The sequence below is a fragment of the Erwinia sp. L03-1 genome, assembly GCF_058686115.1.
Map to the genome: position 1 here is coordinate 1,821,665 of NZ_CM178762.1, position 25,293 is coordinate 1,846,957.

At 52.2% G+C, this 25,293-nt stretch carries 34 protein-coding genes; 2 read left to right on the forward strand and 32 right to left on the reverse strand.

The window, feature by feature from the left end; genetic code table 11:
• From AC4PCC_RS08365 to AC4PCC_RS08520, 32 genes are all read right to left on the reverse strand, one after another.
• Positions 1 to 954 (reverse strand): hypothetical protein, encoded by a 954-nt coding sequence (locus AC4PCC_RS08365; RefSeq protein WP_492127048.1) that lies wholly within the window; start codon positions 952 to 954, stop codon positions 1 to 3.
• The gene (locus AC4PCC_RS08370) at positions 955 to 4,608 is read right to left on the reverse strand and encodes a tape measure protein (protein WP_492127049.1); all 3,654 of its coding nucleotides are present in this window, start codon (positions 4,606 to 4,608) and stop codon (positions 955 to 957) included. It lies immediately after the preceding gene.
• 321 nt (positions 4,609 to 4,929) lie between these two features.
• Positions 4,930 to 5,349, reverse strand: a complete 420-nt coding sequence (locus AC4PCC_RS08375; protein ID WP_492127050.1) for a DUF6631 family protein — start codon at positions 5,347 to 5,349, stop codon at positions 4,930 to 4,932.
• A complete protein-coding gene (locus AC4PCC_RS08380) occupies positions 5,346 to 6,098 on the reverse strand; it encodes a phage tail tube protein (RefSeq protein ID WP_492127051.1) in 753 nt (250 codons plus the stop codon). The genes AC4PCC_RS08375 and AC4PCC_RS08380 overlap by 4 nt, the downstream gene beginning before the upstream one ends.
• The gene (locus tag AC4PCC_RS08385; protein ID WP_492127052.1) at positions 6,095 to 6,274 is read right to left on the reverse strand and encodes a DUF7210 family protein; all 180 of its coding nucleotides are present in this window, start codon (positions 6,272 to 6,274) and stop codon (positions 6,095 to 6,097) included. The genes AC4PCC_RS08380 and AC4PCC_RS08385 overlap by 4 nt, the downstream gene beginning before the upstream one ends.
• Positions 6,274 to 6,747, reverse strand: a complete 474-nt coding sequence (locus AC4PCC_RS08390) for a phage tail terminator protein (protein WP_492127053.1) — start codon at positions 6,745 to 6,747, stop codon at positions 6,274 to 6,276. Before AC4PCC_RS08390 ends, AC4PCC_RS08385 begins: the two co-directional genes overlap by 1 nt.
• The gene (locus AC4PCC_RS08395; protein WP_492127054.1) at positions 6,741 to 7,172 is read right to left on the reverse strand and encodes a gp436 family protein; all 432 of its coding nucleotides are present in this window, start codon (positions 7,170 to 7,172) and stop codon (positions 6,741 to 6,743) included. The genes AC4PCC_RS08390 and AC4PCC_RS08395 overlap by 7 nt, the downstream gene beginning before the upstream one ends.
• 2 nt (positions 7,173 to 7,174) lie before the next feature.
• Entirely contained in the window at positions 7,175 to 7,573 is a 399-nt protein-coding gene (locus tag AC4PCC_RS08400) for a hypothetical protein (RefSeq protein WP_492127055.1), read from the reverse strand.
• Between the two features lie 33 nt (positions 7,574 to 7,606).
• A complete protein-coding gene (locus AC4PCC_RS08405) occupies positions 7,607 to 8,515 on the reverse strand; it encodes a Mu-like prophage major head subunit gpT family protein (protein ID WP_492127056.1) in 909 nt (302 codons plus the stop codon).
• Entirely contained in the window at positions 8,516 to 9,553 is a 1,038-nt protein-coding gene (locus AC4PCC_RS08410) for a phage protease (RefSeq protein ID WP_492127057.1), read from the reverse strand.
• A 305-nt stretch (positions 9,554 to 9,858) separates the two neighbouring features.
• A complete protein-coding gene (locus tag AC4PCC_RS08415; protein ID WP_492127473.1) occupies positions 9,859 to 10,443 on the reverse strand; it encodes a phage virion morphogenesis protein in 585 nt (194 codons plus the stop codon).
• 2 nt (positions 10,444 to 10,445) lie between these two features.
• Positions 10,446 to 11,678, reverse strand: coding sequence for a phage head morphogenesis protein (locus AC4PCC_RS08420; protein WP_492127058.1), 1,233 nt, complete (start codon positions 11,676 to 11,678; stop codon positions 10,446 to 10,448).
• Complete coding sequence (locus AC4PCC_RS08425) at positions 11,679 to 13,139, reverse strand: phage portal protein family protein (protein WP_492127059.1); 1,461 nt, start codon at positions 13,137 to 13,139, stop codon at positions 11,679 to 11,681. It abuts the gene before it with no gap.
• A gap of 1 nt (position 13,140) precedes the next feature.
• The gene (locus AC4PCC_RS08430) at positions 13,141 to 14,928 is read right to left on the reverse strand and encodes a hypothetical protein (RefSeq protein WP_492127060.1); all 1,788 of its coding nucleotides are present in this window, start codon (positions 14,926 to 14,928) and stop codon (positions 13,141 to 13,143) included.
• A 79-nt stretch (positions 14,929 to 15,007) separates the two neighbouring features.
• Positions 15,008 to 15,211: a hypothetical protein gene (locus AC4PCC_RS08435; protein WP_492127061.1), complete on the reverse strand. Its 204-nt coding sequence runs from the start codon at positions 15,209 to 15,211 to the stop codon at positions 15,008 to 15,010.
• Positions 15,201 to 15,704 (reverse strand): DUF1804 family protein, encoded by a 504-nt coding sequence (locus AC4PCC_RS08440; protein ID WP_492127062.1) that lies wholly within the window; start codon positions 15,702 to 15,704, stop codon positions 15,201 to 15,203. The genes AC4PCC_RS08435 and AC4PCC_RS08440 overlap by 11 nt, the downstream gene beginning before the upstream one ends.
• Positions 15,704 to 15,829: a hypothetical protein gene (locus tag AC4PCC_RS08445; RefSeq protein WP_492127063.1), complete on the reverse strand. Its 126-nt coding sequence runs from the start codon at positions 15,827 to 15,829 to the stop codon at positions 15,704 to 15,706. The genes AC4PCC_RS08440 and AC4PCC_RS08445 overlap by 1 nt, the downstream gene beginning before the upstream one ends.
• Positions 15,826 to 16,065, reverse strand: a complete 240-nt coding sequence (locus AC4PCC_RS08450; RefSeq protein WP_492127064.1) for a hypothetical protein — start codon at positions 16,063 to 16,065, stop codon at positions 15,826 to 15,828. Before AC4PCC_RS08450 ends, AC4PCC_RS08445 begins: the two co-directional genes overlap by 4 nt.
• A complete protein-coding gene (locus AC4PCC_RS08455; RefSeq protein ID WP_492127065.1) occupies positions 16,062 to 16,682 on the reverse strand; it encodes a hypothetical protein in 621 nt (206 codons plus the stop codon). Before AC4PCC_RS08455 ends, AC4PCC_RS08450 begins: the two co-directional genes overlap by 4 nt.
• Positions 16,657 to 16,914, reverse strand: a complete 258-nt coding sequence (locus AC4PCC_RS08460; protein ID WP_492127066.1) for a DUF2644 domain-containing protein — start codon at positions 16,912 to 16,914, stop codon at positions 16,657 to 16,659. Before AC4PCC_RS08460 ends, AC4PCC_RS08455 begins: the two co-directional genes overlap by 26 nt.
• Complete coding sequence (locus AC4PCC_RS08465; RefSeq protein WP_492127067.1) at positions 16,911 to 17,426, reverse strand: N-acetylmuramoyl-L-alanine amidase; 516 nt, start codon at positions 17,424 to 17,426, stop codon at positions 16,911 to 16,913. Before AC4PCC_RS08465 ends, AC4PCC_RS08460 begins: the two co-directional genes overlap by 4 nt.
• Before the next feature lie 86 nt (positions 17,427 to 17,512).
• Positions 17,513 to 17,950: a Mor transcription activator family protein gene (locus tag AC4PCC_RS08470; protein WP_492127068.1), complete on the reverse strand. Its 438-nt coding sequence runs from the start codon at positions 17,948 to 17,950 to the stop codon at positions 17,513 to 17,515.
• The gene (locus tag AC4PCC_RS08475) at positions 17,928 to 18,377 is read right to left on the reverse strand and encodes a gp16 family protein (RefSeq protein WP_492127069.1); all 450 of its coding nucleotides are present in this window, start codon (positions 18,375 to 18,377) and stop codon (positions 17,928 to 17,930) included. The genes AC4PCC_RS08470 and AC4PCC_RS08475 overlap by 23 nt, the downstream gene beginning before the upstream one ends.
• Positions 18,358 to 18,582, reverse strand: coding sequence for a hypothetical protein (locus tag AC4PCC_RS08480; RefSeq protein ID WP_492127070.1), 225 nt, complete (start codon positions 18,580 to 18,582; stop codon positions 18,358 to 18,360). The genes AC4PCC_RS08475 and AC4PCC_RS08480 overlap by 20 nt, the downstream gene beginning before the upstream one ends.
• Positions 18,575 to 18,838: a hypothetical protein gene (locus AC4PCC_RS08485; RefSeq protein ID WP_492127071.1), complete on the reverse strand. Its 264-nt coding sequence runs from the start codon at positions 18,836 to 18,838 to the stop codon at positions 18,575 to 18,577. Before AC4PCC_RS08485 ends, AC4PCC_RS08480 begins: the two co-directional genes overlap by 8 nt.
• A 427-nt stretch (positions 18,839 to 19,265) precedes the next feature.
• Positions 19,266 to 19,481 carry an ANR family transcriptional regulator gene (locus AC4PCC_RS08490; RefSeq protein WP_492127072.1) on the reverse strand — a complete coding sequence of 72 codons (216 nt, stop codon included), beginning with the start codon at positions 19,479 to 19,481 and terminating at the stop codon, positions 19,266 to 19,268.
• A complete protein-coding gene (locus tag AC4PCC_RS08495) occupies positions 19,478 to 20,122 on the reverse strand; it encodes a DUF3164 family protein (protein WP_492127073.1) in 645 nt (214 codons plus the stop codon). Before AC4PCC_RS08495 ends, AC4PCC_RS08490 begins: the two co-directional genes overlap by 4 nt.
• Positions 20,112 to 20,306, reverse strand: a complete 195-nt coding sequence (locus AC4PCC_RS08500; protein WP_492127074.1) for a hypothetical protein — start codon at positions 20,304 to 20,306, stop codon at positions 20,112 to 20,114. The genes AC4PCC_RS08495 and AC4PCC_RS08500 overlap by 11 nt, the downstream gene beginning before the upstream one ends.
• A gap of 12 nt (positions 20,307 to 20,318) precedes the next feature.
• The gene (locus AC4PCC_RS08505; protein ID WP_492127075.1) at positions 20,319 to 20,576 is read right to left on the reverse strand and encodes a hypothetical protein; all 258 of its coding nucleotides are present in this window, start codon (positions 20,574 to 20,576) and stop codon (positions 20,319 to 20,321) included.
• 10 nt (positions 20,577 to 20,586) lie between these two features.
• Positions 20,587 to 21,492 (reverse strand): AAA family ATPase, encoded by a 906-nt coding sequence (locus AC4PCC_RS08510; protein ID WP_492127076.1) that lies wholly within the window; start codon positions 21,490 to 21,492, stop codon positions 20,587 to 20,589.
• A 9-nt stretch (positions 21,493 to 21,501) separates the two neighbouring features.
• Positions 21,502 to 23,526 (reverse strand): Mu transposase C-terminal domain-containing protein, encoded by a 2,025-nt coding sequence (locus AC4PCC_RS08515; RefSeq protein WP_492127077.1) that lies wholly within the window; start codon positions 23,524 to 23,526, stop codon positions 21,502 to 21,504.
• A gap of 9 nt (positions 23,527 to 23,535) precedes the next feature.
• Positions 23,536 to 23,802: a helix-turn-helix domain-containing protein gene (locus tag AC4PCC_RS08520; RefSeq protein ID WP_492127078.1), complete on the reverse strand. Its 267-nt coding sequence runs from the start codon at positions 23,800 to 23,802 to the stop codon at positions 23,536 to 23,538.
• Between the two features lie 127 nt (positions 23,803 to 23,929).
• On the opposite strand from AC4PCC_RS08520, the gene AC4PCC_RS08525 reads away from it, so the two are divergent.
• Positions 23,930 to 24,520 (forward strand): helix-turn-helix domain-containing protein, encoded by a 591-nt coding sequence (locus tag AC4PCC_RS08525; RefSeq protein ID WP_492127079.1) that lies wholly within the window; start codon positions 23,930 to 23,932, stop codon positions 24,518 to 24,520.
• Positions 24,521 to 25,009: 489 nt separating this feature from the next.
• Positions 25,010 to 25,285, forward strand: a complete 276-nt coding sequence (locus AC4PCC_RS08530; RefSeq protein WP_067700810.1) for a hypothetical protein — start codon at positions 25,010 to 25,012, stop codon at positions 25,283 to 25,285.
• The last annotated feature ends 8 nt before the right edge of the window (positions 25,286 to 25,293 follow it).

A 25,293-nucleotide genomic window follows, 5' to 3' on the forward strand; every position in this document is an offset into this window, starting at 1 on the left:
TCAATCCCTTCTGACTGCAAAAAAATGTGAATTACCGGTTCGATATGCGTTGCGGTAAACAATAAACGTCTGGTTTTCCGGCGTGGTGATAACATCCTCCGGCGCGCACCCGATGCCGGGCAGCCAGTGAACGCCGTCGAGTGCGCCCCATAATGTATTTTCACCGGTTTTCGTCGTGCATAAAAATACCCGATGCAGCGGATAGCCCACGGCGTCACCCGGCCCGGTCTTTGCCAGAATATTATAATTGGGTGAGCGCCGTACCGTACCGGCTGGTGTCATATAGCGCGTGGTACGGTTGACATCAGTATTTTTTACCGATTGCCCGTAAAAATCCTCCCATGTCTGCACCGGTGTTAGCAGCCAGCAGTTGCGGTCGCGCGCGTCGCTGATAGCTGAGCTGCTTTCCGTAGCCGTTGAATAGCGCAATACCTCATCGGGGATCGTGCCCGCAATTAGCAGCGGGTACGGATATTCGGCAGGGGTCACGATCGGCAGAATAAAACCGCAGTATGCCGAGCTGTAAACGCCGTCAATCGTCGTAATAACAATAAACCGTCTGCCGCTTGCAAAAAACCAGTATGAAAACCCGCGCTGTGCGGCAAATAATCCCACAGCAGGGCTGACCGCCGTGAATCCATCAGAAACGGCCACGTCAGTGACCAGCTCCGCGTTAAAAAATGTCCCACCGCAAAAATACAGGTTGTATGTGTCACTACTGATAACGTTCTGCGTTGACGCGCCGACGAATATCGAATCCCCGCCTGTTGTGCCCGGCGCGCTCCAGACGAATCCCTGACGGGCCAGTTTCGCTGACGTGGCAGCGGTTCTGCCGCTGTAAATCCGCGTCCAATTTTCGCCTGCTGCAACCAGCTCTGCATTACCCGTCAGAAATTCATCGAGTCGCACTAACAGGTCCGTTTCGCTCGTTGCCGTGCCGGTTTCAAATGCCATTTAATTTATCCCCAGTTCCTGTTTCAGTGTCTGTCTGTTTGCTCTGATAACGGTTAATACCGCGCGCTGACCTGCGTTGCTTTGCGCCCCTTTGGTAAACGCGTCGGCGGCATCCAGTACGAGTGTCTGCTGAATAACGGACTGTTGCGCTGGTGCGACCTGTTGCGTTTTTGCGGGCACGGCAGCGGCGCTGATGTTTACACTGTTGTTAATGACAGCAGGCGCAGATACCAGCCCGCCGCTTGCGAACGCACTAAGGCGTCCGGCATTGAGTGCATGCATAAAGCCCACACCATAGCGCCTGACGGTTGCGGCCCGTATAACAAACTCCCCATCAGACAGGCGGGCGGGGACGCTGTCAGAGGTGCCGGTGCCCGGTCCGCGAATATGTCCGCCGGTTGCAGCTGTTACGGCCGCCATTATGCCCGATGTGGCCGAATTTCCCGCACTGGCCGCTGTGATAGCCGATGCCAGCGCGGTTGCACCTGCGGCAAATGCTGCCCCTAATGAGGCCGTCATCGCGGTGGTCCCTGCGGTCATCGCGGTTGTAATCCCCGCCGACCCAGCAGAGAGGGACGCCCCCATTGAGGTCGCACCGGTTGTGCTGGCCGCAGTGATAGCAGCGGCATATGTCGTCGCGCCTGTTGTTGCCGCTGCGGTTTCATTTGCCATATCTTCCGCCCCGCCCGTGACCGACGTCCAGGCGCTAGCCAGACTGGACATCGTCATTTCTGCAATTTTTTGTGAGGCAAACTGCGACATTGCCGACACCACCGACTGTGCGAGGTTTAAAATGGCGTCAGCAAGGTTGCTGGTGCCCCCTGCCAGCGCGTTTAAACTGCTTTCAATGCCGTTTTGCAGCCCAGAACCGAACGCCGCTCCCAGCCCGTCGCCCGCCTTTTTAAGGCGCATTAACTCAGATTCTAACTGCGCAATCAGGGCGCGCGCGTTCTCGCTCGCTTCGCCAGGAATTGTCGCAAGCTCTTTCATCTGCGGCAGGTAGCTTTTTAACTTATCCGCTATCTCTTTATTGAGACTGACCAGCTCGCGCCGCCCCTGCATTTCAGTGCTTAAACCTGAATGGATCTGTGCCTGAATACTCGTCTCGCGCTGGATGCGGTAAGTCAGCAAGTCGTTGATCTGCTTTTTAAGCGCGTCAATGCGGATTTTGGTTTCCTGCACGGGAATTAATTTATCAATCCATGTTATCCCCTCTGCGTTGCCGGTTTTCTCAAACTCTCGCCGCATGTCTACCATTTGCTGACGCATTTCGACCAGCGCGCCGCCTGAATCGTCACCCGTGGAGCGTAAATACTGCGCCTGTAAACTGCTGTTTTTTGTGGCCCTCGCATCGAGCTGTTTCTGACGCTCAGCAGCGGTGATAACCGCCATCGCGGCTGCTGCGCGGTCCTTAAGTGCGCCCGTCAGTCCCTTTTCTGCCAGTTCGTAGGCTCTGACCTGTGATTGTGTTTTACCCGTCAGAGCAGCCTGTTTTTCGAGACCTTTAACATAACTGGCCGTGGTTTTCGCAGCGCTGGCGGCGGCAATTGCCCGCTTTTTGTCGTTCTTTGCCTTATCTACCTGTAATTGCAGGCTAATAATGTCGTTCAGGCTTGCGCGTAGCTTATCAACATTAGCCGGTGCCTGGCCTGCTGCCGTGGCTGCGGCCACAATCCTGTCCCTCAGCTGTTCCAGCTGTTCAGCCGCCGTATAAGTGGCGTCGGTCAGCTCTTTTTTTAGTTTTTTCTCAAGTTTTCCAGCTTCGCCGGTCAGCTCAGTAACTGCCTTTTCATTCGTAGCAATGCGGCTCGTAACCTCATCTATCCATTGTAATGGACCGACTGCCGCCAGCTCGTCAATCGTTTTGTTTAGAGTTTTCCCACTGCTGTCAACGTTATTCAGGGCACGCACCAGTCGGCCGTCCAGCGTTGACGTTAACGCGTCTTGAGCGGCTGTTAATGCTTCGAATTTGGGTTTTAACTCGTCAATCTGTTTTTCAACCGTCTTCAACGCTTTTTCGAGCGGGCCGCTGTTAATCAGCCCGAACCCGCCCAGATCCGGCGAGACGGTAATCGCGGTCAGTTTTGCGCGCAAGCTGTCTGCGCGTTGCTCCAGTGCTGCCAGTGTTGCACTGTCAGCACTCAGGGTGTCAGCATTGCTGCGCTGCTGCGACAGCACGTCGGAAGTGCCAGCGCTGTCGCGTAGCTGGCCCTGCGCATCTACCAGCGCGAGTGTTTTAGCCCGCTGGTCATCAAGCGTCTGGACCGTCTGCCGGTGCTGTTGCTCCATTTCGCGCTCGCGCTGCTGTGACGCCGCATAAGCAGCGGTCAGGCCGGTAACGGCAAGCGTTACACCTGTGATTGCCAGCCCGACAGGGCCGCCCGCGAGGCTTAGCAGACCTGACCCCAGCCCGGCAGCCAGCCCGCGCGCCCGTGTTGCCGTCGTCAGCGCGGTTTCAGCGGCGGTCTGTCGCACCAGTGCCGCCGTCAGTGCGTTTTCAGCGGCCAGGCGTCGGCCTGGGGCCATAGCTCCGGCGGCGGTGGCGCGGGATATTTCCGCCTGTGCGGCCGCGACGGCGGCGCGGCTCTGCGCCAGCTCAGCGGCGGCTAACTGCACCGTCTCCGCTTTCAGCCCGCGCACGGCCTGAATCGCTGCAACGAGCGCAGCCACTTTACGGCCTGCCGTCAGCACAGCCACGCCTGTAATAACCGTCATCAACGTGTCGAGATTGCCCGCGAGGCCGGAAATCACCCCGGCCAGCGCGCGCGACGCCCCCAGTGCGCTGTCTGTGCCACCGATAAAGCCGGACCATGCATTCGCCATTTCAGTCACGGCGCGTTCAATAGTCAGCGGCATCTGTGTAAACTCGGCATCAATTTCGCCTGCGCCGTCCTTTAGCGCGCGGAAAACCACCTCCGTAGTCAACTGGCCGTCGGCAGCCATAGCACGCAGTTCGCCACGCGTTTTGCCCAGTGATTTTTGTAGCATCTCCATAATGCGGGGCATCTGCTCAGATACTGAGTTAAACTCTTCACCACGCAACGTGCCTGATGCCAGCCCCTGTGACAGCTGAATAATTGCTGCGCTGGCCTCCTGCGCCGTGGCTCCGGACACTACCGCAGCCTTGCTGATGGTATCAGTCACTCGCAATAATTCCGTTTGCGATGCGGCCCCTTTCAGCGAACGAGCCAGACGCGTGTACAGCTCTGCCGTCGCAGCGATACGCTGCCCGGACTGCGTTGCCATTGCGCTGACACTGGCGAATGTGGTTTTCGCCTGTGTAGCTGAATCAGATACGAGTTTTATACGCGCGTTTAAATTCGTGTATTCGTCAGCAGCGGTGCCAAAGGAATTAAACAACCCCGCACCCAGGATCAGACCGGTAGCCGCTCCGGCTATCGTCTTTAACCGTGTCAGTTGCACGCTGACTGACTCTATATGAGAGCTGGTGCGTGAAAACGCGGTGTTCGCAGTTTTGGCACTGCGGGCGACATGGTCGAGACCGGCAGCGGCAGCATCACCAGCGTTTGCCAGTTGCTTACCTCCCGCAGTGGTGGCTTTGAGTTTATTTTCCAGCTGAATCAGAGACTGTTTGGCTGAATTTAAATCTGCCAGAATGCTTAGTTTCAGCTCTATGTTGCTGTTACCGGCCATTTTTTCTGCCTGATTACGATAAAAAGGTGAGAGTTAAATAAAAATGTGGTTTGGACTGCACGTCCTGTTAAAGCCGCCGAGGTTTGTGCTGCTACCTGCGCTGATTGTTGCTGACGCGTTTCTGTTTGTGCGGGCGTTTTAACGCGTCCCTGAATTTTCCTGTATAGGCCACTAGTGATTTACCCCCGGCCGCCGCGTTTGCACTGTCCACCGTATGCGCCAACCTGCCACTAATCTCCCGGCGCTGTGCCGCTTCATAAAACAGAACCAGCTGGCGTGCCGTATAGTTTTTTAGCTCAGTAAACGCGTGGCCGTGGGCCGTCAGGGTTGCAAAAACGTCTGACCATCCGACAAACTGCGCGCCAGTTTTTGCATTTGCGGCAGTGTGGCCTGCCTCGTAAAAAAAACCGCGTTTACTCCCCACCAGGTATAAAGGAGATTATCCACGTCAGTCCCAGCAAGTCCGGCCACCCACTCGCGGGGCCGTTTACATGAAATTGCCACGCAGGTGATAACAGGGTCATATACTGCTGCCAGCGCATCAGTAAGCCGCTCCAGTTCAACGCTTCCAGCGTCATCCAGGCCTGCAAATAATCCGGCCACGGCATCAATAACGGGCCGCAATTCATCCCGGTGTTGCAGCTGCTCCATAAACGTGTATTCATGCACCGTTAGCGTAACCCCGGCCACGGTCAGCGGCCGATCAGGTATCATCACATCGAGATCGTCATGCTCCATCATGCTGTCTCACCCACGTTTATGATCCGCCCGTAGCGCCCGATTATCACATCCTCAGGGCGCAGCGTGTCCATCAGCATGGCTGCGCTGGTTTCAAGTCCACTGAGCGATGTATCTGTATTGATCAGCTCCATTGTTGACACAGGATCGAGCTGGATTTTGTACAGCTCAACGATTACTCGCGCGCCGCCCTCCGCGAGGTTGATCCCTTCGTAGCGCAGCGCCAGCTGTTTTGCGTTCTCCGTAAACATCGACGTATTAACTGATGCGCCGTGACTGTATTTAGCAATCAGTTCGCCATCCTTCGGCGTTGTCAGAAACTCAATCGATCCAACGTCAGCTGCGAGCCTGTAGTCCTTATTTTCGACCAGATCCCCGATCACCAGATTTGTAACGCTTTGGTGCTCCAGTGCGATAAGATCACCAGCAATAATGCCCTCTGGCAGCCCTTCGCCGGTAACTGTCCCCGCTGCGACGTTTTCGGCCTGACCAAAGAGCACTAACGCGAGATTTTCAGGGCAGCGTGAGTACCAATTACTGGATACTGTCCCGCCTTTGCCAGTATATAGGCGTCGGACTGAAGACCGCTGACCGCTGTAACTTTCCTTGTGGTCGAAAGATTCTACTTCGAGCGAGACGGACAACGAATCGCAATCACCGATCCAGCGGTAGATGCCCGGTTTACCAGTGATTGGGTCACGTTCAGCTAACAGAACTTTGCCCTGTCCGTAATAATAGGTTTCCTGTGTCATTCCGATTCCTCTTTTTTCGCCGATGTCGTGGTGCCACTGGTTATGCTGTTTTCATCCAGCCATGCCGCTGTCACGTTATCCACCTCGATCACGTCACCAGCGCTATATTTAATACCTGCGTGCGTGTGCGATTTTGTCAACGTAACTTTATTCAGTTGCTGCGTTTTGCCTGCCATTACTGATAGCCTCCTAACGAAGCCGGTATATGAATCTGATAAACCAGCGGGTAAAATCCGTGTCCGTCCTCATACTGGACTGGTAGCTGCTGCGCGCTGCGCCGGATGCGGGGCAAATCTGCTGCTGGCTGCCAGCCCCGGAACGCATCAAGCACTTTTGACATCAACGGGCCTGCCTGTGCGGCAATATCAGATCCACGGCCGGGGCCGTCGGCAAAATACACGGCAACCACTACAGCCCATAACTGGGTAATAAATTGCTGCCGTGCCTGTACGCCGCCCGTCGATGCTATCGTGCCGCTGACCTGGTCGCCGAGATAGAACACCCAGGCTGAGGGGACGGGAATACTGCCAGCTGCCAGCTGTTCCAGTCCCGCCGCGCTACCAACTGTCACCAATTCCGGTATTTTTTCGCGTAGTTGCTCTATCAGCAACCGTTCGCAAAACAGATAATCGTCCGTGACTGTCACCACAACCCGCCTCCCTCACCCGTCGGGCGAAATATGTTTTCGCCCGTCGTAAACTGGATGGTTTCGTCCGGGACCGATACGCTCCCGGCAGCATCCAGCCCCAGCGATAGCCTGCCTGCGGCGATGCCCTCCAGTTGTTTCACGCGCTGTCGGTAACGTAGCGTCACCGGCGCATCGTCACGCGGATTCTGATACAGGTAATAGCGTGACACGTCACAGCTGATGCGCCGCAGCGTATCAGGGATCGTTTTCAGCGGTAGCAGCCCGCGCCCCTCCAGATACATGTTAATTTCGGCCGCTGCATCGCTGACCGCATTCGCCACCACATCAGGATCAATTTCCTTAAGCGGGGGGCGGGAGCGGTCAGATAGCTGTAGGATCTCCTGCTCGCCGAACGCGTTGATTAAATCGTCCTGAGTGCAGTACATAGCTAATCGACCTTAATCGCTTTGAGGTGCTTATCGCATATAATGTCGCGCCACTGCTCATCACTGAATTCATCGCGATATACTATGACTGGCGACTCATTGAAAACGCGACCACCGCGCATGCGTCGATTGTTCGGCACGGCCACCGCCTGCACGGTCCAGCGCTCAACGGGTTTGACGGCTGCGGCGCGTTCAGATTCTGGTATGGCGTCCAGCCGGGCTATAGCGTTCTCTATTAGCAGCTCATTCCCTGTTACTTCTGGTAGGCTATTGCTGTTTCCCACTGACGGAACGGGACCAACTGACGTAACCAGCTGTTCGCCGTCTGCGACTTGCGACTGTTGGAACGTTTCAGCCGCCAGCGCCGCTGCATTCGTATTTTTTTCATTAGCTTTAGCCATTTTTAAATGCCTCAAAATGTGTTTAATGCGGGATTAATTCAGCCACGCGCAATCGAGAACTTTCGATAAACCGTAATTTGGGTTATCAGCGCCGCCAGAAAGCGTTTTAGCGCCGACGACCGTATTAGCAGCCCCCAGCAGGTTTGACGGCACGACCAGCAGCGCAGGACGTATGTTGAGTGTGTCGCCGCCGTCCGCTTTCATATTTCGCATGGCTTGATAAGCTTCTGTATAAGTCTCTGCCGTAAGAGGTTTTGTTGATTTCACACAGAGTTGCCAGAAACCAAAACCAGCCGCAGAACGGGCGCGGATACCGTAAATATAAATGTCATCCATAAAGACCCTGTCAGACGTTGCATCACTCTGTTTATTAGTAATCTGAGGTTTAAGGCGCTGCTGGAATATCAGTGGTTTCAGTGGCTTTGTCGTGTCCATCAGATACCATGCCGGGCCAGAACCGGTAAAAATGTTGCTAATTGCCGTTGCCGTGCCGGTTCCGTCGACATTTGCGTAAACCGGATGGTCAGTATCAAAAAAATTCTGACCGTCATAACACAGCGTACTGTCACCTTTCGCCAGCAGGCCAAACACCTCGCGGTTTGGATACTGCTCTGCTTCCTGGCCCTGCATCTGGAACAGCGGGCTGTAAACCCCAATGTTATCGTCTTCAATATCGACGCGTGGCACTGACACCGTTGATTCATAAAGAATGTTACTAAGTGAATAACCGTGTGCCGCCATATTGCGCAGGGCACGTGAGCCGATCCATCGCTTCATTTGCGGGAACTGACCTAGCCACGCATACGCGTTAGCTGCTGACGTCGACGGGACCACGCTTGCCACCTCCCTGTAAACGCTGTCAGCCAGTTTCAAGCCATCCTGAAACTGTTTGTTGAACGAGATAAATAGTGCACGGATACTGTCGGGGGTAATAATCATCATTTACTCCATAGCTTTTTTAGTTGCTGCAAAATCCTTTGGCGTGATACCTGAAAGGGCAGCTGCTTCCAGTTCTACATGTGTAAGTCCGTGCGCATCTTCCCCCGTCGGCGCTTTGCCGCCCGTCTGCGTCGAGGTGAGGGCAGCAATGGGCGCTGCTGCCGCTACGTAGCTTTTGAGCGCGGCCAGATCTTTCCCGCCCAGCTCGCGCGCCCACGGCTCTAACGCAGGTAACAGTTTCCCGCTTTGCACGGCTTCTGCGACAATAGTGTCCAGTTCGCTCCCGTTAATTCGGGCTGACAACGCGGCCATGTCTTTTGTCAACTGCGTAACCACTTCCACCGATACAAATTTAGCGGGATCAGGTACGCCATTTGTCGGTATCTGGTCGGGCTTTTTCTTCGCTGCCTCAATCGCAACGGTCAGTGCGGCGATTTTCGTATCCTTCTCTTTGACTGACGCCAGTATATTTTTAAGTCCAACGCCGTTACTGTCGTCAATAAACGTGGTTAGGTCAGCTGCCATTTTTTCGAGCGCAGCAGAGATTGCGGCCTCGTCGGCATCATCAGGCAGCCCCAGCAGCTTGCGCAGCAGTTTTAATAATTCGTCATTCACGGTTTGTGTCTCCGTTGTTGTGAGTGCCGCAAGCCGCGATGCGGCCGCCAGCGTGACTTCGCTCATGCCGTCAAGGCCAGGATCGTTAGTTAGTGCCGCGTGGATAAGCTGCTGTATAGCGCCAGTGCTGCGGTCATATGTAAAAACGGGGGAGATGTAGCGATATTCACGATTTTTAATCAGCTCGCGGGCGCGGGTTGTCCACTCAACACAGTCAGCATGGAGGCCACCGGATTCCCAGACCAACTTTTCACAATGCATCCAGCCCGCCGCCGGTGCTGGCATGCCGTTCTCGCCGGTACGCAGGGTCTGATGTTCGTAATCAATCACGACGGGGTTTTTACGTGTAGACAGCGCTTTAATCATCTGCTGTGCAATTGCAGCATCAATAAACCAGGCAGCGACGTCCGTCGGGCGGCCATCCACTGCCCTAAATTTTCCAGCAGGAAACAGCTGAATGCGGTCGTTCGATGCGCTGATTTCAAATGCGCAGGACGCTATAGCGTGTCGTTGTTGGGATTTTGATGTTTTCATGCCGTCATGTTAACGGCAGTGCAATAAACCGGGCATGTGACACAGGTCGTCACCCCGAAAGAGGCAGCATTACAAATGTGAACAGAGTACCCCTCTCTAACCCCGTTTAAAACCCGTTTAAATCGCCTCAGATTACGCGCAGGTGATTACAACGGACGTTTACGCGCCACAGGGGGGAAATACGCTTTAATGTGGTCTCAGGGTTTTTTTTTCAGTGCAGACTGAATAACGGTCATAACGGCGTCAAACGCAGGTGGAATTAACTTACCTTCAGCAGTAACGGGCAGGAATGGGCGGGCGGGAATGTTAACCAGATAATCCACCGCGCGGGCTGTTTTGCGTTTATGGCTGCGTTTCGCAAATACAGCGAGATTAGCATGCCCATTCTGGCGCATCAGTCCACCGTTAGCTTTCGTCCTCAGTTGTACGCTGCCGGTACGGTGGATCGTGCCGCCAAGCTGTTGTATAGCAGCATAGGCCGTGTTTGTACCCAGCTGTGCGTAATTATTCCTGGCAGCGGTCTGAATTGATGCAGCCAGACGGCCACTGACCTGTAATTTTTTTCCGGGCCAGTGGCCCTCTCGTGCGCGATTGCGGCGGGTCGACGGGCGCAGATCAGGCCAGCTACCATTCGGCCACCCCTCATTATGAAACAGGCTCATTGACTGTGCGTGCAGCGTTTCGGCAATTTCAAGCATCAGTTGGCGGGGCTTGTCAAGCGTATTGATCAGGCGGTTAAGTTCATTTGTCAGCTCCGCGCTGTCGACAGTGATTTTTATCATACTCACCTTAGATCCCTCAGTATGTCGCCGATTAGTTCATCTGCCAGCGCGCTGTCTGCAACAATAACGAAGCGGCTTATTCGCTGCTGTGCATCCAGTGTGACAGCATACCATTTGCCACCGTCGCGCGGGGCGTAGAACCGCATAACGTCGCCGTCGCGCGTCGTGATGCTTGCAGACTCAATCACGCGCTGTACCTGATGCAGTTCCGCTGCGGGTGGCAAACTGGCGTCCCGCAGTTGCTGCACCAGCCGGTGCTCAGTAATCCAAGCCGTGCGTGATTTCATGCCAAGCGCGGCCGCATCGGCCGGTGTTAGTACTGCTGCTGCCAGTTGTTCGCCGTTCTGTTCACCGGCACGCGCCGATTTTAGCATTTCACCCAGTTCTGGACCCGCCAGACCTGCGGAGACATACGGCCGCGCCAACTCAGTATCGTATTTATCGAGATTAGCGCGCCATGTCTCGCGCGCACTGTTCCGATCAAATCCCACATCCGGTAAAAACGACACGGCTTTACCGTCAGGGGCGGTGAACCTGACGCCGTTAACGGTTGTGAATAGCGGCTGGCCGTTATCGTTAAGGTCGATCATAACCTGCTGCGTTATTTCGCTGTCAGTTTTCGACACCACCAGCCCCAGCGCGATAACTTCTGCCTCTGTCAGTGCCTCCACGCGGCAGCGGCAGTTAAAGCCGTTCGGCGGGAATATGAATTTCCAGATAGGATCGAGATAATGAAATACTAGGTTATGTAATTTTGCGTGTGCCGGGCGGGTACGCAGGTCCATTACAGCGACATAACGCCAGTACGGGCGTTTTTCCGCGTTCGCTAACATCGACTCATAGCGGCCCGCGTTGTATGCCCCCTGAGTTTCTGTGCGAAAAATGGTGCTCAGGCGGCTGGGATTCCCCATCTGTTTACGCGTAATTTCGCCCGTTGACAGGTCGATTTTCTCGTCCGTTCCCCACCAACCTTTCTTTTTTAGCAGCGGTGTTAAATCATCCTGGAACTGGCGCAAGGTCTGGCCGTTCTTCAGGGCGTCGCGCAGCCCGCTAACGATATCCTGAGCTATGTCCAGGCGGGCGAGGTTTGCTAATCCGAACGCGTGCGCATGGTCGACTGCGTCCATGTTTTCAGCGTCAGTGCGAATACGAAGCCCCTTATTATACAGCCAGCGCAGCGCGGCATCCGGGGTCATTGTAAACAGGGCGCTGATTTCGCTTTCAGTAACCGGCATTTACAGCCCCTGTGCGGCAGCAATGCCGATGATGCGTGCCAGCGCGGCGCTGTCACCAAGGCTTCGGGCCAGAAGAGTTGGATCCGCTGCCGGGAATGCCTCAGCTAACGCACCCAGCAATGCCTGCTGGCCGTCCGAATAGCCGGTGGCTGTAAACAATGGCTCAAGGATGGCAGCTAGACCGTCGGCTGGCTGTCCGCCGTTTAGCACAGCTGTTATTCCATCCTCCAGCCCGCGCTGCGCCGTGTCGTGTTGCGTGCGAGTCAGGGCTGTAACCAGCAGCTGTGACAGTGCGTCCGATCCGGCTCCGGCAGCCGGTGCCGTGCCGTCGGCATTTTCTTCCGGAATGATAAATTTTAGTCGCGGCACGCGGCGCGGATCAGCGTTCGGTCGCCGGTTCAGACGCAGCATCGGTAGGAACAGATCCGCACGCACGGTCGCCGCAATCTGTTTTGCATCGGAGATCAGCAGATCACGGCGCACGTCGTTATGAATAACCCCCAGCGCGTTTGTCGACGTTTTCCCGTCTGCCTGACTGGTAAGCGTACCGCCCAATATGGCTTTACTCATTGATTTTTCGGCCCACTCCGCTAGCGCCATATGGGGCGCATGAGAGCCGCTGGCAGCCTGAGTCAGTTCAATTTTCATTGAGTCAGGAATGATGCCGCCCGCGTAGCGGCCCAGCTCTGTAACGGCACGCATTAACGCGTCGCGTTCAGATTTGCCTATGCCTGCGGGGTATTTACCAATACGGATCGGAACGCCATAAATTTCCAGCATTTCAGCCAGTGACTGCGCGCCGAAATTTCGGTAAATGTACGGCCAGCATAATGTGCGCATTAAACCCGCGCGGGAGACGTAGCCAGATCGGGATTTGTGCCGGTGCTGAATCCAGCTCAGCGGACGCAATTCTGCGCCTTGCCCGTTGTCTGTGCGTAACAGCAATTTATTCTGGTCGTTTTTGTCGAGCTGGAACCATGACGCGGGACGGTGCATAAATTCGGCCGGGTGCCAGTCACGGCCGTACATTTCCCACCTGATTTCGACATTACTGAATCCCTGCCCGATGGCGTCGAGCATATCCATCAGCAGATCTTCCCACGCGTCCAGCTCCGTGACGAACTCAGACAGCCAGCCCGCATCGCTGCGCTCGTCAGGCGTTGCGTTCGGCGGTGGCGTGACTTCATAATCGATCGTTAACAATTTACGTTTGCGTTTCTGCATTTCTGCGAACAAATGCGCGTCGCGTTCCTCCATATCCGTAAACAAATCGGACTGGCGGATGAGGTTCCCTTGTTCTGCCTCAATCAAAATCGCTTGCAATCGTGCTGGCGTCAGCCTGTGTGACGGGTGTTCCGCGAATGTATTAGCCAAGCCCCTGACGTGTGACGTCTGCGGCTCTGATAGTGCTGGTTTTAAAATCGGGTTGCCGTTTAAATCAATAATTATGCTGTTTTCCATTTCACCACCTCAGCCCGAATCTGCTGCCGTCGTTATAATCGTCATCTTCAAAATTATCCGCAGTGCCGGTGCCGGTTCCCTGGCCCCAGCCGGGGACGTGCTGCCACTCAAACGTGCCCCCACGGGAAACAGCAATCATCCACAGAATATGTAACGCCGAAAGGTTGTCATAGTGGTGGCCCGTCTGCGCCTCCGGCCAAGTATCCAGTTGGTCGAGTAGCGCTATCTGGCTGTGGTGAAATAAAATGCGCGGTTCAAACGCGTCATTGATGTACGGCTCCAGCGAATCAACACGAATTTCCAGCGGAACTGACGCAGTTACGCCGATTAGCGGCAGCGCCACGCCCTGAGCCAGCCCTGATGTTATATATGTCTGTCGGCTATGTTCATATGCGTTGTTATTTTCGAACCCAATCGCAATACAGTTATATTCACGCTGCACACTGATTAAATCGGCTTCCAGTTTTGACGGTAGTCGGCGTTTACTGCGGGCCTCAACTACGTTTAACTGTTTTTTAAACTGGTGCCAGCCACCGATCATGATCGAACTGGGGTCAGAGGCCTGGCCCCGACCCATTGATGGATCGCATGCGCCAAACATTAACCAAGTGTCGTCGCGGTGTACCCAAAACCGCACATTAGTAAACGTTTTATCCTCGTCAGCGCGCGGGTCACCCTGCATTTCTGTTGAGAACGCGCGGGCGTTTTTCGCGCGCTGGCGCATCAGCCAGAACAGCGGGCGCACGGACGGCCAGCTCGTCACCGCGCCATCGTTCATCGCTGCCCGGTTCGCCATATAAAATTTATACGACGGTAATTTATCGTCGGGCAGGTCCAGCGCCAACTCTTTTGCCTGTTCCTGCGCGGCTTTGTCGTCGTTTAGCATAAGTGTCTGGCACTGTTCCCATAAATTCATATTTTCAGGATAGGTGACGATAGCACGGTAGTGGTTAACGACGTGGCCGACAGTTTTTTTAGCACGGCTTATCGGGTCATCTTTATTGAGCACGGTCCCGACGCCCATATATTTTACGGACCCGTCGGGCGGGCCGAGGTAGTCGATAGCTTTTGACAACCATTCCCAGCGATTTTTACGCTCAGTGGGGCTTTTGGCTTCTGCATCCGTTATCAAATCATCGCCCAAGAGTAGCTTTGGACGGCTCGCACCGTGGAACGTCCCGCGGATCGCCTGTTCAGCCCCGAACGCCTCCAGTTTAACGCCGGTCCGTGTTGTGAATTCACCGATTTTCCACTGGCCGGATCGACCGCATGCTTCTGGAAAGTCCAGCGCCAGCGCATCATTTACCGTGAGTTCTGTTTTAACCACCTCTAGTAATTTTGAGGGTAGTTTCGTTTCCGCTCCTAGCATGATGATGTAGTCAATAAACGTCGGACGCTCGTCGTTCAGCGCCAGTTCTGCGCGGACGTCGTCACGTTGATGGAGCGCCTGCACGCTACACCATAACGGCCCGATTTTTGTAAGGAGCGATGATTTAGCTTCGCCTCGCGGCGCAATCCACCACTCAGTGCAGCCGTCCGGGCGTGACAGCAACTGCGGATAGCGGGTACAGAAGTGAGCCTGAAATTGCGACGGTTCGCCGCGTATATGGTGCGGGAAATATGTGTAAGCAAAGAATTGAAAATCGCCGCTCAGCACTCGGCGGCGGCGTTCCCGTATTGCCTCGGGTGACGTGTCGAGGCCCGTCGCGCTCGATTTGATATCAGCACGTAACCTGCGCTTAATTTCTGCAAGTTCCTTGATGAATTCGCGCCCGGTGAATTGTGCCATTACATGCCCCCAAGCGTCGGCAGGATTTCGAGTGCATCACCGCAATACAGCGTTGCACTGCTAAACCGTTCGATCTGCATCAGCCCCCCAGTGCGGCGTTAATTTGTGTGACAAGTTCATCACGGAGTTGCCAGGGCGTTTTACCGTAGCCCCAGGTAACGTGGATTTTCTGACCGTCTCGCAATACGGCGATCACGTTGTTGTTAAAGTCGATTTTAACCTCTGAAAATTCATTAGCGGCCACGCTGTGCGAGTCGCTGACAGGGATTAATTTAGCCACCATATTTAGCCTCCAGTTCTGAGCCGAACGGATCCAGCACATCGGCAAAAGCCTGTAGATGCTGCGGGAATCGTTCTGTGATAAACCGCGTCAACAACTGGATTACCTCCAGTGCGATCGCTAATTGATTGGTTTCAGGTAACAGGCGCTTACTGCTGGCGACCGCTTTATTAAGTGCATCAGTCATACTCACCAACAACTTCACACGCTCTGATGGGTCCAGCGCGTCGCTGTTTTGCAGTTCATCCATAGTGGTTTGAAATTGGACTAGCAAAGACGTAATCATGCATCGTCCTAGTTCGTCCAGCCCACCGCCTGCCAGCGTGTGTGCCGCCCGGACTTTGTCCCAATCGTCGCCCATTTGTTTAGCGGCAGCTTTCCAGCGCTGCGCCGTCGGGCTGGCAACGCCGCATTTAATCGCTGCTAAATCTAATGACAGTCCGTCGAATACATATGCGCGGCGGACCTTGTCGCGCATCTCCTTAGGGTATGCCATCAGCCAGCCGCCGCCAGGTACTTAATCAGTGATACTGCGGCAGCGACCAGCGCGCCGCTAACTCTTGCGGTTTTCGCGGCCTTAAGGCACGCCGATAATCGGCACTCCTGTTTGATGCGTTTCATTTGTCGGCCTTTTTATCTAACTTTTGCTCGATACGCTGGAGAAGGACCATAATTTGCTCAAACTCCCGGTGCGCGTCGTCGCGGCGCTGATAGCTGTCGCGAATGTCCTTCAGTTCATCCCTAAATTTTTTTTGTTCTTCGTTAATGTTCCTTGTCCAGAATGAAACAAGCGCCATTGCAATCGCCAGGACAATACTGAAAGCAGAATTCAGCGTAAATGCTACGGTTTCATTCATTGCCCCCCCTGCTGCCATGTCCGTATAGCCTCCAGTTGTTTGTTAATAGTCTGACACCATGCGCCATAATCCGCCGCGTGACTCAGAAGGTCCGCAGGTGGTAACCCGTCTGCGGTGCGGGTGGCTTCTGCGGGATTTCCAGCAGCTGCAACGGAATTTTTGGACATGTGCTGATTGTCCGTGGTGTAGCCAAGGCTGGCACGGTAGGTGCGCAGGCTGTCAGGACCAATGCCGCTAAAGGTGGCAGAATCGTTTTTAACTGCATCATTAATCCTCTGTTTTTGCTGTTTGCGTGCCGTTTCCAGCTGGCGTTGTACTATTCTCAGCTCAGCTGTAACTGCATCTGCGCGTTTGTATTCCTGCGTTTGACGTTCCAGTGCCTCAGCCAGTAGCTGTGCGTTTTGCTCTGCGACAGCCCGCGCGGCACGCTCGTAGCTCGTGACCTGCATCACCAGATCCCGGTTGTCCCGTTGTACGTTTGCCAGCAAGCCTGACCCACTGCGCCAGCCGGTATTCCATGCAGCCAGCCAGGTGACAGACGCAACCAGCGCAGACAACGACAGCGCAATTAGCAGCATAGGCAGGTTGTTTTTAATCAGCGTTATAATTTTTATCATGATCCATCTTCCGATCCTTATTATTGAGCGCCTGCCATTTAGATGCCTGTGACTGCGTAACCCACGCGCCTAAGTAACCGATCCAGAGCCACTCATCAAACTGGCCTACCAGTCCGCGCCATACCAGGATAAATGTTGTCGCAACAAACGCGCCGATAACTATTGTGTCTGATGTAGAAAGACGACCTGTTGCAGGGTTAGTGACCAGCTCCGTCAGGCGCGTAATTCTCATTCGACGATATGCCCCTTCAGCGGCTGTTCGCCCTGTGCAAGCCATTCGGAAACGGTGAATCCCGGACAGGTCTTAATCCATTCGTCAGACGTGATCACGCCGTCTCCGTTTTTGTCTGGTGACAGGTCGCGGTGACCACAGATGCGAGCTAGCGGAAAGCGGGTGCGCAGCTCGCCAACCAGCACGCGTAGTGACCCCCACTGAGCGGCGGTGAATGCATCAGTGCCAATAAGGCAGATCCCGATTGAACCTGTGTTATGACCGCGAACATGCGCGCCGGTTTCGCCTAAGCGGCGTCCCGTTTCGATTTTGCCCGTGGTGTCGATTACGTAGTGGTAGCCGATGTACTTCAGGTGTTTATTGCATTCAGCAACATTTGTGGCTGTGCGGTGAAAACCGGAATCTTTGTGCCATCGATCAATAACCTGAGCGGCCGTTTCGCGTGAACTTTTCAGCGATCGCCCGTTTTTACTGGCAGCACAGTGAATAACGATCAAATTGATATTGGACATAATCAGCACTCATTAAAAAAACAGTGCTGACAGTTTGACAGAGGGGAATGCTTGCGGGCAGCTGACCGGGGTCGTCACCCCGGAAATCAGAAAAGGGGGAGTTGGTCTGACTCCTGGCGAGCCAGCAGGCGCTGGCCGTGCCTGTCGCTCAGGCCATAGCGAGGACATAACGTCATCAGGGCAAAGCGCCCTGATTCACCCGTTGCCAGCATAGCGTTGTATTCCACAATAAAACGACGGTTGCGCAGTTCGCGCAACGCGGCAGAACAGCGCGGAATATAGAGCGTTTCGCCACCAAAGCGCTTTGTTATTTTGTTAACAGCAGCCGCAGGAATTGCAGTGGCCAGCACCTCGGCGCGCCGTGCGCCGGTCACTGTGTTAACGTTTTTACCGACCGGAAACGATACGCCGCCAACGTGCTCGATCAGCGCCTGCGTGTCACGATAGCCGATTAATTCGACTAACTCCAGCACTACGGGCGGCAACAATTCGCTGACGGATTCAAGGTTTTTTGCCTGGTTCATTGCCTGCTTTCTCCCGTTTCTGTCGCCGTTTTTGGTCAATAATGAGAGCTTGCATCAGCTTAAACAGCTCGTCATCGGTCAGCCATTCGATAGCCTGACGGCCTTTAAACATATGTCGCGCCATTGCCTCTGCATACTGCCACGGTCGCTCGTATACCGTCAGCACAGCTTCGATTTTTCCCAGTAGGTCAGCCCGACCGAGGGCGACACGCGGGCGGCGGCCGTGCTTCGGATTCTGGCGCGGAAAACCACTGTTATGCATATGTCCCAAGACTTGTTTCAGTTCATGAACGGTGCATTTTGTGCTACTGGTTTTGCCGGTTAACCGGACCAAAACGGCCCGGTAGGTTTCATCGTCCCAATTCAGGCACGATTTTCCGATATGCAGCACGCGAATTAATTTATACTTAATTCCACTCGCGACCACGCCTGCAATCCTCCATCAGCTCATTAAGTAATTTTTTAACATTCAGGACTCGTTCGACTAATTGATCCATTTCTGTCAGTATCCCATTATCCAAGTCCGCCCATTCGCTGGACATATTTGAAAATTTGATTGCGGCATTATCAAGACGTTTTAACTGGAGCCGTGCCAGGCTTAAATGTTCTGCATAGGGATTTTTATTAGCCATGACAGGCCCCCTTTTTAATAATTCTTACCATCTTCCTATCTGATATACAGCCACGGATCAGGCTTGATAATTGAGTTAACGTTTCGACCGTAAGACAGCTGTCACGCTCGCTTGTTAACTCCGCGATATCAGCCCAGTGTTGCAGCTCGTCTGACGGTCGAGCAATTATTGAATAATAATAAAACTTACTGTCTACAGGATAAAACTCATTGAATTTATTAGCTGACATATTAAGAGGTAACAGTTTTTTTGTCATGAATTAATTTTCCATTTTCTGTTATGACGCTCAATTGCGGCGCGCATGTCTGTTAGTGCCTGACCACGAAGGATCGCGCGTCCGTGGGCGTCATAAAATTTTAAACGCAGTTTTGCGGGGTAGTAAGTGAACTCCTGCGCAGATGCGCAATTATTAAATGTATAGATTCGCTGCTTTCCATTATCAATATAATTACAACTAGTTATAACCAAATACATAGCAGTCCTCCGTCATATCTACGCCACAGCAGAGATAATCCCGTTACCTAACTAAAGGTCTAATAACCATAGAAAAAATCAATCTTGACTAAACCGCATACATAAAAATCAACATATGTGTTTTCCTGTAATATCTCTATATTCCATATTTTTAGTTAAGGCGCGGGGAACCCTTAAGGATAATCGCGCCATTATTTACTATTACGATTTCAGTCTATTGCAGGACGGGGCTGTATTATCAAATGGTTACAGGTTTCAGCCCGACAGGCCGCCCATTCCTGGTTTTCTTTGCTGGCAGGAAACTTTGTAGCCTGCATCCACAGGCGCGCGGCGTGGCCGTAATCACTGGCCCGCTCACGCTCCGCTGCTTCGTTTGCAAACCGCATAAAGCTGTTACCACGACATGACAAAGCGGGATTATTCATAAGCAGACTCCAGAAATATCAAGAGGAATAACTCTGTACTGGTCTGAATCAGCAATACGCTCATAAACTCGGATATAACTACGGCTGCCTACGACCTGAACGGCTTCGCCGATGGCATCCATCGCCCTTTGCCAGCGCTCGTCTGTAATGTCCAGCTTGCGCAGCTTGAGCACCTCGCCAGTGTTTATTTCACCCTGCCTATCAGTGGAGAACGCGCGGTTAATCAGAGCATGGATTTCAGGGCGCGCACCTTCTGTCCAGTCTACCAGACAGGCGTCGATCAATGCTTTAGCCGCCTGCACGCGCTCGTCAAAAGCAATTTTATCCTGCATTGCGCGCTGAATTTTATAGCGACCGTCAAAACTGTGTAAAACGACGTTGCCTTTTTTACCGCCGAGATTTACACCGTATTCATTGGCTGACAAATCAACAAAAGCGGCAATATCTGCAAATCCGGTTAATTTAAAATCAGCCAGCACTTTATTAACTTTAAGGGCGCGGCCAATTAATTCACCGACCAGCGCGTCGCGAGCCATATCAATCGGTTTGATCAGGTCTTCAGGCGTCATGATGCCTTTAGCATCCACCCAGTATCCATCTGATGCTTTTTTTTCGGTAAACTGCTTGTTTTTAATGGACATTTAACTTCTCCTTACTAGATTTTCTATTAAGTTCTTGCGCACATTCAATAGTAACAAGTGCCGTTACTTCTGCGAACTCTCTTTCATGCTGACAATATCCATCGGAGCTGGTCGAGATTTTATATGTTATTTTCATTTCCCCATTTTTAAGATGTTCAAACTTGAGTAATAACATTACTGACATAATACCCTCCTGTTAATGTGTTAATTCAGACCATACAACGCGGATTCTATTAATATAAAAATAACCCTGTTTATAATTGCCTGTGCTGCGAGTTCCCCAACATAGGTAATGCGCCCGACCATCCCTTATTAAGCGATCGCACTGGCGGCAATATTTTACACGTATAATAACTTTATGAGCATTGATAGTCACACCGATTACTGGCAGATCCATTGCACTAAGTGCAGTGGATGCCATTTCTGCGGAGTGCAATTTTTCCGTAATATTCATACTTCCTCCCTTAGTTTATCAGCATCAATGAATACTCTTTGACAAGTGGGGCGGTTATGCCCTGATTGTTAATCTGGCTTGCGCGTACCACGCCACGTGCCAGCTTAAACAATCGTCTGTAATTGCCTTTGGATCCTTTATAGAATGCATTAACCAGTTCCGGATCCAGCGCCTTAAAGCCCGGAATCAGACTCTCCAGAATGGCGCTAAAATCGTCACGCTCCGATTGTACTTTAAATTTGTCTAAATCTAGTGCCATGCCGACACGGCTGTATAACTGTTCAAACTCACCGCGCGACCCTTTCAGGTTAATCAGCAATTTAGGCATGCCAGCCAGAACAACGCCCACGCCTGCAAGATCGTGAATGCGCCGCAGGGTTTCAAGAGCTTTATAGGGCAGGAGCTCTGCTTCGTCGACGATAATCAACCACCCTGTGCCCGCCAGGGATTTAATACAGTTATCACTGAGTTCATGGATATTTCCGCGCCGTCCAACGCCAAGTCGTTCGCACAACTCCTGTAACAGAACTTTTGTTGTATAGCCGGGATCAGCTTCAATTAGAATTACATCGTTATACGTTTTTGAGTATTGTCTAAGGGTAATTGATTTTCCTACGCCCGCCGATCCATATATGACGCCAATATCAGAATCCAGGTGCATGTTACGCAGCAGCGTAAGGCACCTACCAGACAATGCTGTTTTGACAAAAGAGGCTATAACCTCACGATTTTTTGCGCGTTCTGCTTCACGCAACAAAAGGTTATTAATAGCGTTGTCAATATTGATGATATTCCCGTTATAAATTCCATTTAAATATTGCGATATTACAGAAGAACTTAAGCCAGCTTTGGTAGCTATCTGGTTCTGTGTGTAGCCATTCTCCGACATAAAATTTTTTAATTTTTCAATAGTCATGTTTAATCCTTACCGGCGAGTGCCGTTTTTGATTTCAACGTCTTCAGGAAATATATAGACATATTCTTTTTTCCGCCCAGCGTCGTCAGGTGCAAAAAATATAAACTCAGACTCGGGCCTGATTTCAATCGCTGGCTGTAACTCGTCGTCTATTTCCTGCAATTTACGTTTAAGCGGCTCACGACGGCGTGCGGCGCGCTGCTCTTTAAGTCTTTCGATATGTGGTTTAGGGAACGCATCGACTTTATTACCGTCCCACAGGGCATCGCATATAAAGCTACCGTCAATAGCGCGGATGATCACCGCGTTCGGGTCATGAATATCAAAACATACACGGACCTTTTTACCGTCAAATGCGGCTAATTCAGTACTAAAATAGCGGTTATTGAATAAACGCACCTCGCCGCGTGTCGCCTGCCGTATGACCTCAGGGCGAAACATTTCGTGCAGTTCCGCGCCAGTCAGAAAATCAATCACAATGCTGTCGCGTTCAATCAGGTACTGGCGGTACGCCAGCGGTGACCAGTGCAGGCCGTTATCTCTCAGCGGCAAGCTGCTGTGCGGGCGGTTATTGTGGCGTTCCACTTCGATAGCTATAGCGGCACACAATTGCTCCCACGATGGTACGCGGCCGTAATATTTTTTCTGTTCCGACGTTAGCGATCGGCCGTTCTCAAGTGCGTTAAATGCCGATTCCGTCTTTTTGTAGTTAATGCGTATCGTTTCCCGGTCACCGGATTTACCCATATAGGTGTCGAAAGATTTGGCGACGTGCGTTGGTATCTCACGGTTAATACGCTCGATAATCCCACGAGCCTGAGGATTGCCGGGGATGCCTGTCTGGTGTTCGATGCCCAGGCGGGGGAATATTCCCGTTATATCGGCGTCAAACGTCCTGTTAGCCTCGCCGCCTCCATTATCTGAGTAATAGATTAATGGGACGCCATATTGCGATATAGCGTGGCGCAGAGCGTCCCCTACGGCGACTTGACTCTCTGACAGGCCAAGGCTCCAGCCGGTAACCAGCCTTGTATTACCTTCAATTATTAATGTTATTTCAGCCTGGAACGGTTTTCCGGTGTCTGGATGGATACACTTCATTTTCAACCCGTGGCCGTCACCTATCCAGGCCCCATTAACAGGTAGTGCAGCCCAGTCGCGGCGAATAAAAGGCAGCAGGGATTTATATTCTGCACCTGTAGCACGGCCGCGCATCAGCTCTAGTTTCGGCAGTTTTTTTAATGCCCGGCGCACGGCATCAATTGACGGTAGCGCAGCCAGCCGCACTGGCTCACCGGCGTACTGTTGGCACCATTCAGTCGTAAAAGACTCATACGCGCGCTCAACTGACGGGCGTCGCCAGTCGCGGTAATGAGTGAGAAATACTGGGAGCCAGGCGATCTGCTCAGGCTCCACGCGTCTGATTTTCCCCGGCGCAAGTAGCGCGAGACGTTCATGTGGGCGCTCTGCACTCAGGTACAGGCTTAGCCACCCTTGAAGGCTGGATTTGCCTACACCGCGTCGTGTGCTGCCTTTGCGGGCGTTAGCAGTATCGGCTGCTGCTTGCACTCGCTCTGGCAGCGTTCCTGCTTTAGAATTAAGCGCTAAAAACTCAACTGCGCTGAGTCGTGTCATACCAGCGGCTTGTAATTTAATTGCCTCCTGAGACAGTAGGGCGCGTGCATCGGCAATCGCTTTTTGATCATCAGTCAGGGCGCCAACTTGCCGATCCAGAACCGCCGGGCAACTGCGGAAAACCGCAAGGTTATTGCGGGGCTTGACCCTGTTCGTCCGTTCAATTACGGTCGGTAGTGCCGCGTTAAGCGCCTGCTGATAATAGCGTTCCCATGCTGCCTTACGCGCCGACTCAGGCAAACAATCAATGTGGTATTCAAATGCTTTAGTCCCTGAGCGACGGCGTTTTAATTGCTCACTTTTTCCAGCAATTTTGTCCAATCTGTTGCGAACATTTTTTGACATACGCGGCATGTCTGGTAGTGATGCGCATTCCTTAGCAGTCAGCCAGATAATCATGATTATTCCTTAAGCCGTTTTTTGAGCATTGTCACTATAACGACTCGGCCATATTACCTCAGGTTTGATGCCGATCTCATTAGCTATAGCTAACTGATAATTAGGGGTTTTTCTGTAGAAAACATTTCGGATTGAGTTATCACTAAGTCCCAGTTTTTTTTCGATTTCACGCAGGCTTACGCCTTTATTATCCAAGGCAGCAATGATCGCCTTGCTAGTCCAGTCCTGACCCTTAGCCACGAACAAACTCGCAATATCTTGTGTATGCATTTGCATTGTGTGATCCTCACTGGTTTATCGAAACTGATAATCTCAAAAGATTATCGCACTCAATAAAAAGTACTCGGCTAATAGTACGAAGTCAAGTTTTTTATCGGATTATTGTTCGCGGTGGTGCAAACGTATGAAAAACGAAAAAAATAATTCAAAATCAATGGGTTGTGAAGAAAAATCCGCGCATGATGTTATTGACCGAGATCGGATTTTTATATCGAGCGGAATAATCCAGTTCGGGGAACGCCTGCGCCATGCTATGAATGGTATCAGTAATAGTGAACTTGCGAGGCGCGCAGGTCTTTCTGAAGCAACAATACGTAAGTATCTGAAAGGTAACACTTTTCCAGGAATTGATAGCGTGGCTTTAGTAGCGGAGGCATGCAACGTTTCTTTAGTTTGGTTAGTTAGCGGAATCGAACTAAAAGACGATAGCCATTCTTCTTTAGTACGTAAGTCATCTACTGATTTAAAAGGAGTATTTGGAGCACTCAGCGAGGAACAGCGAGCTTCTTTAGCTGCGGTCATAGTAGAACATGGCGTTAACGGAATCCTGAAAGCGGTATTACCTGAGAACTCTATTGGTGAATTTTCGAACATGTCCAACAAAGAGCGCGAGCGAGTAATGCGTATTTATAGGCAGCTTAAAGAGGGGGATAGTGCGGCTGGTAAAACCACAGAAGGGGGAAATCTAGCAGATGGTAATAAAATGACAGGCTAGATATTATTGCGTACTAGTATCGGTCGTAATTTGACTTAAATCGCCCAAGGGTGAACTATCGGGCTTTCTTTTCAGAATTCTACCATTCGTAACAGTACCACTTTAAGTTATTGATATTTAAATTTTTTTTCAAATTCAAAACCGAGCGGTATAAAACCACTAATTTACCTGGCTGGATGATCTAATATTTTGAACTAAACTATCTGGCCAGTAGCACTAATCGCGTTAAAAACCTTCACAATCCCCTCAAAGAGCTATAATAAAAGTCCAAAAAATCACGCAAAAAACGCTTTTTTTTCCATTATGTTTATTCTGAGTCCAGAATGTCGAAATGTAGTCATTCCTTATGTACGAAGGCGTGCGGGCTATGATTGACCTTAATCGGAGAGTCCAGAAATGATCACCACCCCACAATTCGGAGAAGACAATTTGCATCTCTCGTTCATAATTGCTTAGATCGCACTCTTTAACATTCTCTCACGGTGGATGATGGGCAGTATCAAACTTACGGTGCGTCGGCTGTACAAAATCGACGGCGAGCGCATGGTCGGGACGCAGGCCACGGCGCGTATTTTTGTCGGCGACAGGCTGGTGGCGACGGAAGACGTCACCGGTATGACGGAAAGCCCGGTCAGCAAATATCTGCATCATCAGGAAGCCGACGGGCAACCGGTACGGGTCGAGTGGGAGTGTGACGGCATCGCCGATATGGCGGTGGTAGAGATGCAGGTATGTCCCTGCTGTCAACATGATGGACATGAATAAGGAAGGGT

Bases quoted from the DNA above. Each gene is read 5' to 3' on its own strand.
- AC4PCC_RS08415 (WP_492127473.1), bottom strand. From the start codon at position 10,443: ATGATAAAAATCACTGTCGACAGCGCGGAGCTGACAAATGAACTTAAC.
- AC4PCC_RS08385 (WP_492127052.1), bottom strand. From the start codon at position 6,274: ATGGCAGGCAAAACGCAGCAACTGAATAAAGTTACGTTGACAAAATCG.
- AC4PCC_RS08485 (WP_492127071.1), bottom strand. From the start codon at position 18,838: ATGACAAAAAAACTGTTACCTCTTAATATGTCAGCTAATAAATTCAAT.
- AC4PCC_RS08505 (WP_492127075.1), bottom strand. From the start codon at position 20,576: ATGAATATTACGGAAAAATTGCACTCCGCAGAAATGGCATCCACTGCA.
- AC4PCC_RS08430 (WP_492127060.1), bottom strand. From the start codon at position 14,928: ATGGCACAATTCACCGGGCGCGAATTCATCAAGGAACTTGCAGAAATT.
- AC4PCC_RS08400 (WP_492127055.1), bottom strand. From the start codon at position 7,573: ATGGCTAAAGCTAATGAAAAAAATACGAATGCAGCGGCGCTGGCGGCT.
- AC4PCC_RS08510 (WP_492127076.1), bottom strand. From the start codon at position 21,492: ATGACTATTGAAAAATTAAAAAATTTTATGTCGGAGAATGGCTACACA.
- AC4PCC_RS08365 (WP_492127048.1), bottom strand. From the start codon at position 954: ATGGCATTTGAAACCGGCACGGCAACGAGCGAAACGGACCTGTTAGTG.
- AC4PCC_RS08450 (WP_492127064.1), bottom strand. From the start codon at position 16,065: ATGAATGAAACCGTAGCATTTACGCTGAATTCTGCTTTCAGTATTGTC.
- AC4PCC_RS08370 (WP_492127049.1), bottom strand. From the start codon at position 4,608: ATGGCCGGTAACAGCAACATAGAGCTGAAACTAAGCATTCTGGCAGAT.
- AC4PCC_RS08425 (WP_492127059.1), bottom strand. From the start codon at position 13,139: ATGGAAAACAGCATAATTATTGATTTAAACGGCAACCCGATTTTAAAA.
- AC4PCC_RS08515 (WP_492127077.1), bottom strand. From the start codon at position 23,526: ATGATTATCTGGCTGACTGCTAAGGAATGCGCATCACTACCAGACATG.
- AC4PCC_RS08530 (WP_067700810.1), top strand. From the start codon at position 25,010: ATGGGCAGTATCAAACTTACGGTGCGTCGGCTGTACAAAATCGACGGC.
- AC4PCC_RS08500 (WP_492127074.1), bottom strand. From the start codon at position 20,306: ATGTCAGTAATGTTATTACTCAAGTTTGAACATCTTAAAAATGGGGAA.
- AC4PCC_RS08525 (WP_492127079.1), top strand. From the start codon at position 23,930: ATGAAAAACGAAAAAAATAATTCAAAATCAATGGGTTGTGAAGAAAAA.
- AC4PCC_RS08490 (WP_492127072.1), bottom strand. From the start codon at position 19,481: ATGAATAATCCCGCTTTGTCATGTCGTGGTAACAGCTTTATGCGGTTT.
- AC4PCC_RS08470 (WP_492127068.1), bottom strand. From the start codon at position 17,950: ATGAACCAGGCAAAAAACCTTGAATCCGTCAGCGAATTGTTGCCGCCC.
- AC4PCC_RS08405 (WP_492127056.1), bottom strand. From the start codon at position 8,515: ATGATGATTATTACCCCCGACAGTATCCGTGCACTATTTATCTCGTTC.
- AC4PCC_RS08520 (WP_492127078.1), bottom strand. From the start codon at position 23,802: ATGCAAATGCATACACAAGATATTGCGAGTTTGTTCGTGGCTAAGGGT.
- AC4PCC_RS08445 (WP_492127063.1), bottom strand. From the start codon at position 15,829: ATGAAACGCATCAAACAGGAGTGCCGATTATCGGCGTGCCTTAAGGCC.
- AC4PCC_RS08380 (WP_492127051.1), bottom strand. From the start codon at position 6,098: ATGACACAGGAAACCTATTATTACGGACAGGGCAAAGTTCTGTTAGCT.
- AC4PCC_RS08480 (WP_492127070.1), bottom strand. From the start codon at position 18,582: ATGGCTAATAAAAATCCCTATGCAGAACATTTAAGCCTGGCACGGCTC.
- AC4PCC_RS08465 (WP_492127067.1), bottom strand. From the start codon at position 17,426: ATGTCCAATATCAATTTGATCGTTATTCACTGTGCTGCCAGTAAAAAC.
- AC4PCC_RS08440 (WP_492127062.1), bottom strand. From the start codon at position 15,704: ATGGCATACCCTAAGGAGATGCGCGACAAGGTCCGCCGCGCATATGTA.
- AC4PCC_RS08435 (WP_492127061.1), bottom strand. From the start codon at position 15,211: ATGGTGGCTAAATTAATCCCTGTCAGCGACTCGCACAGCGTGGCCGCT.
- AC4PCC_RS08455 (WP_492127065.1), bottom strand. From the start codon at position 16,682: ATGATAAAAATTATAACGCTGATTAAAAACAACCTGCCTATGCTGCTA.
- AC4PCC_RS08375 (WP_492127050.1), bottom strand. From the start codon at position 5,349: ATGATGGAGCATGACGATCTCGATGTGATGATACCTGATCGGCCGCTG.
- AC4PCC_RS08420 (WP_492127058.1), bottom strand. From the start codon at position 11,678: ATGCCGGTTACTGAAAGCGAAATCAGCGCCCTGTTTACAATGACCCCG.
- AC4PCC_RS08460 (WP_492127066.1), bottom strand. From the start codon at position 16,914: ATGAGAATTACGCGCCTGACGGAGCTGGTCACTAACCCTGCAACAGGT.
- AC4PCC_RS08395 (WP_492127054.1), bottom strand. From the start codon at position 7,172: ATGTACTGCACTCAGGACGATTTAATCAACGCGTTCGGCGAGCAGGAG.
- AC4PCC_RS08495 (WP_492127073.1), bottom strand. From the start codon at position 20,122: ATGTCCATTAAAAACAAGCAGTTTACCGAAAAAAAAGCATCAGATGGA.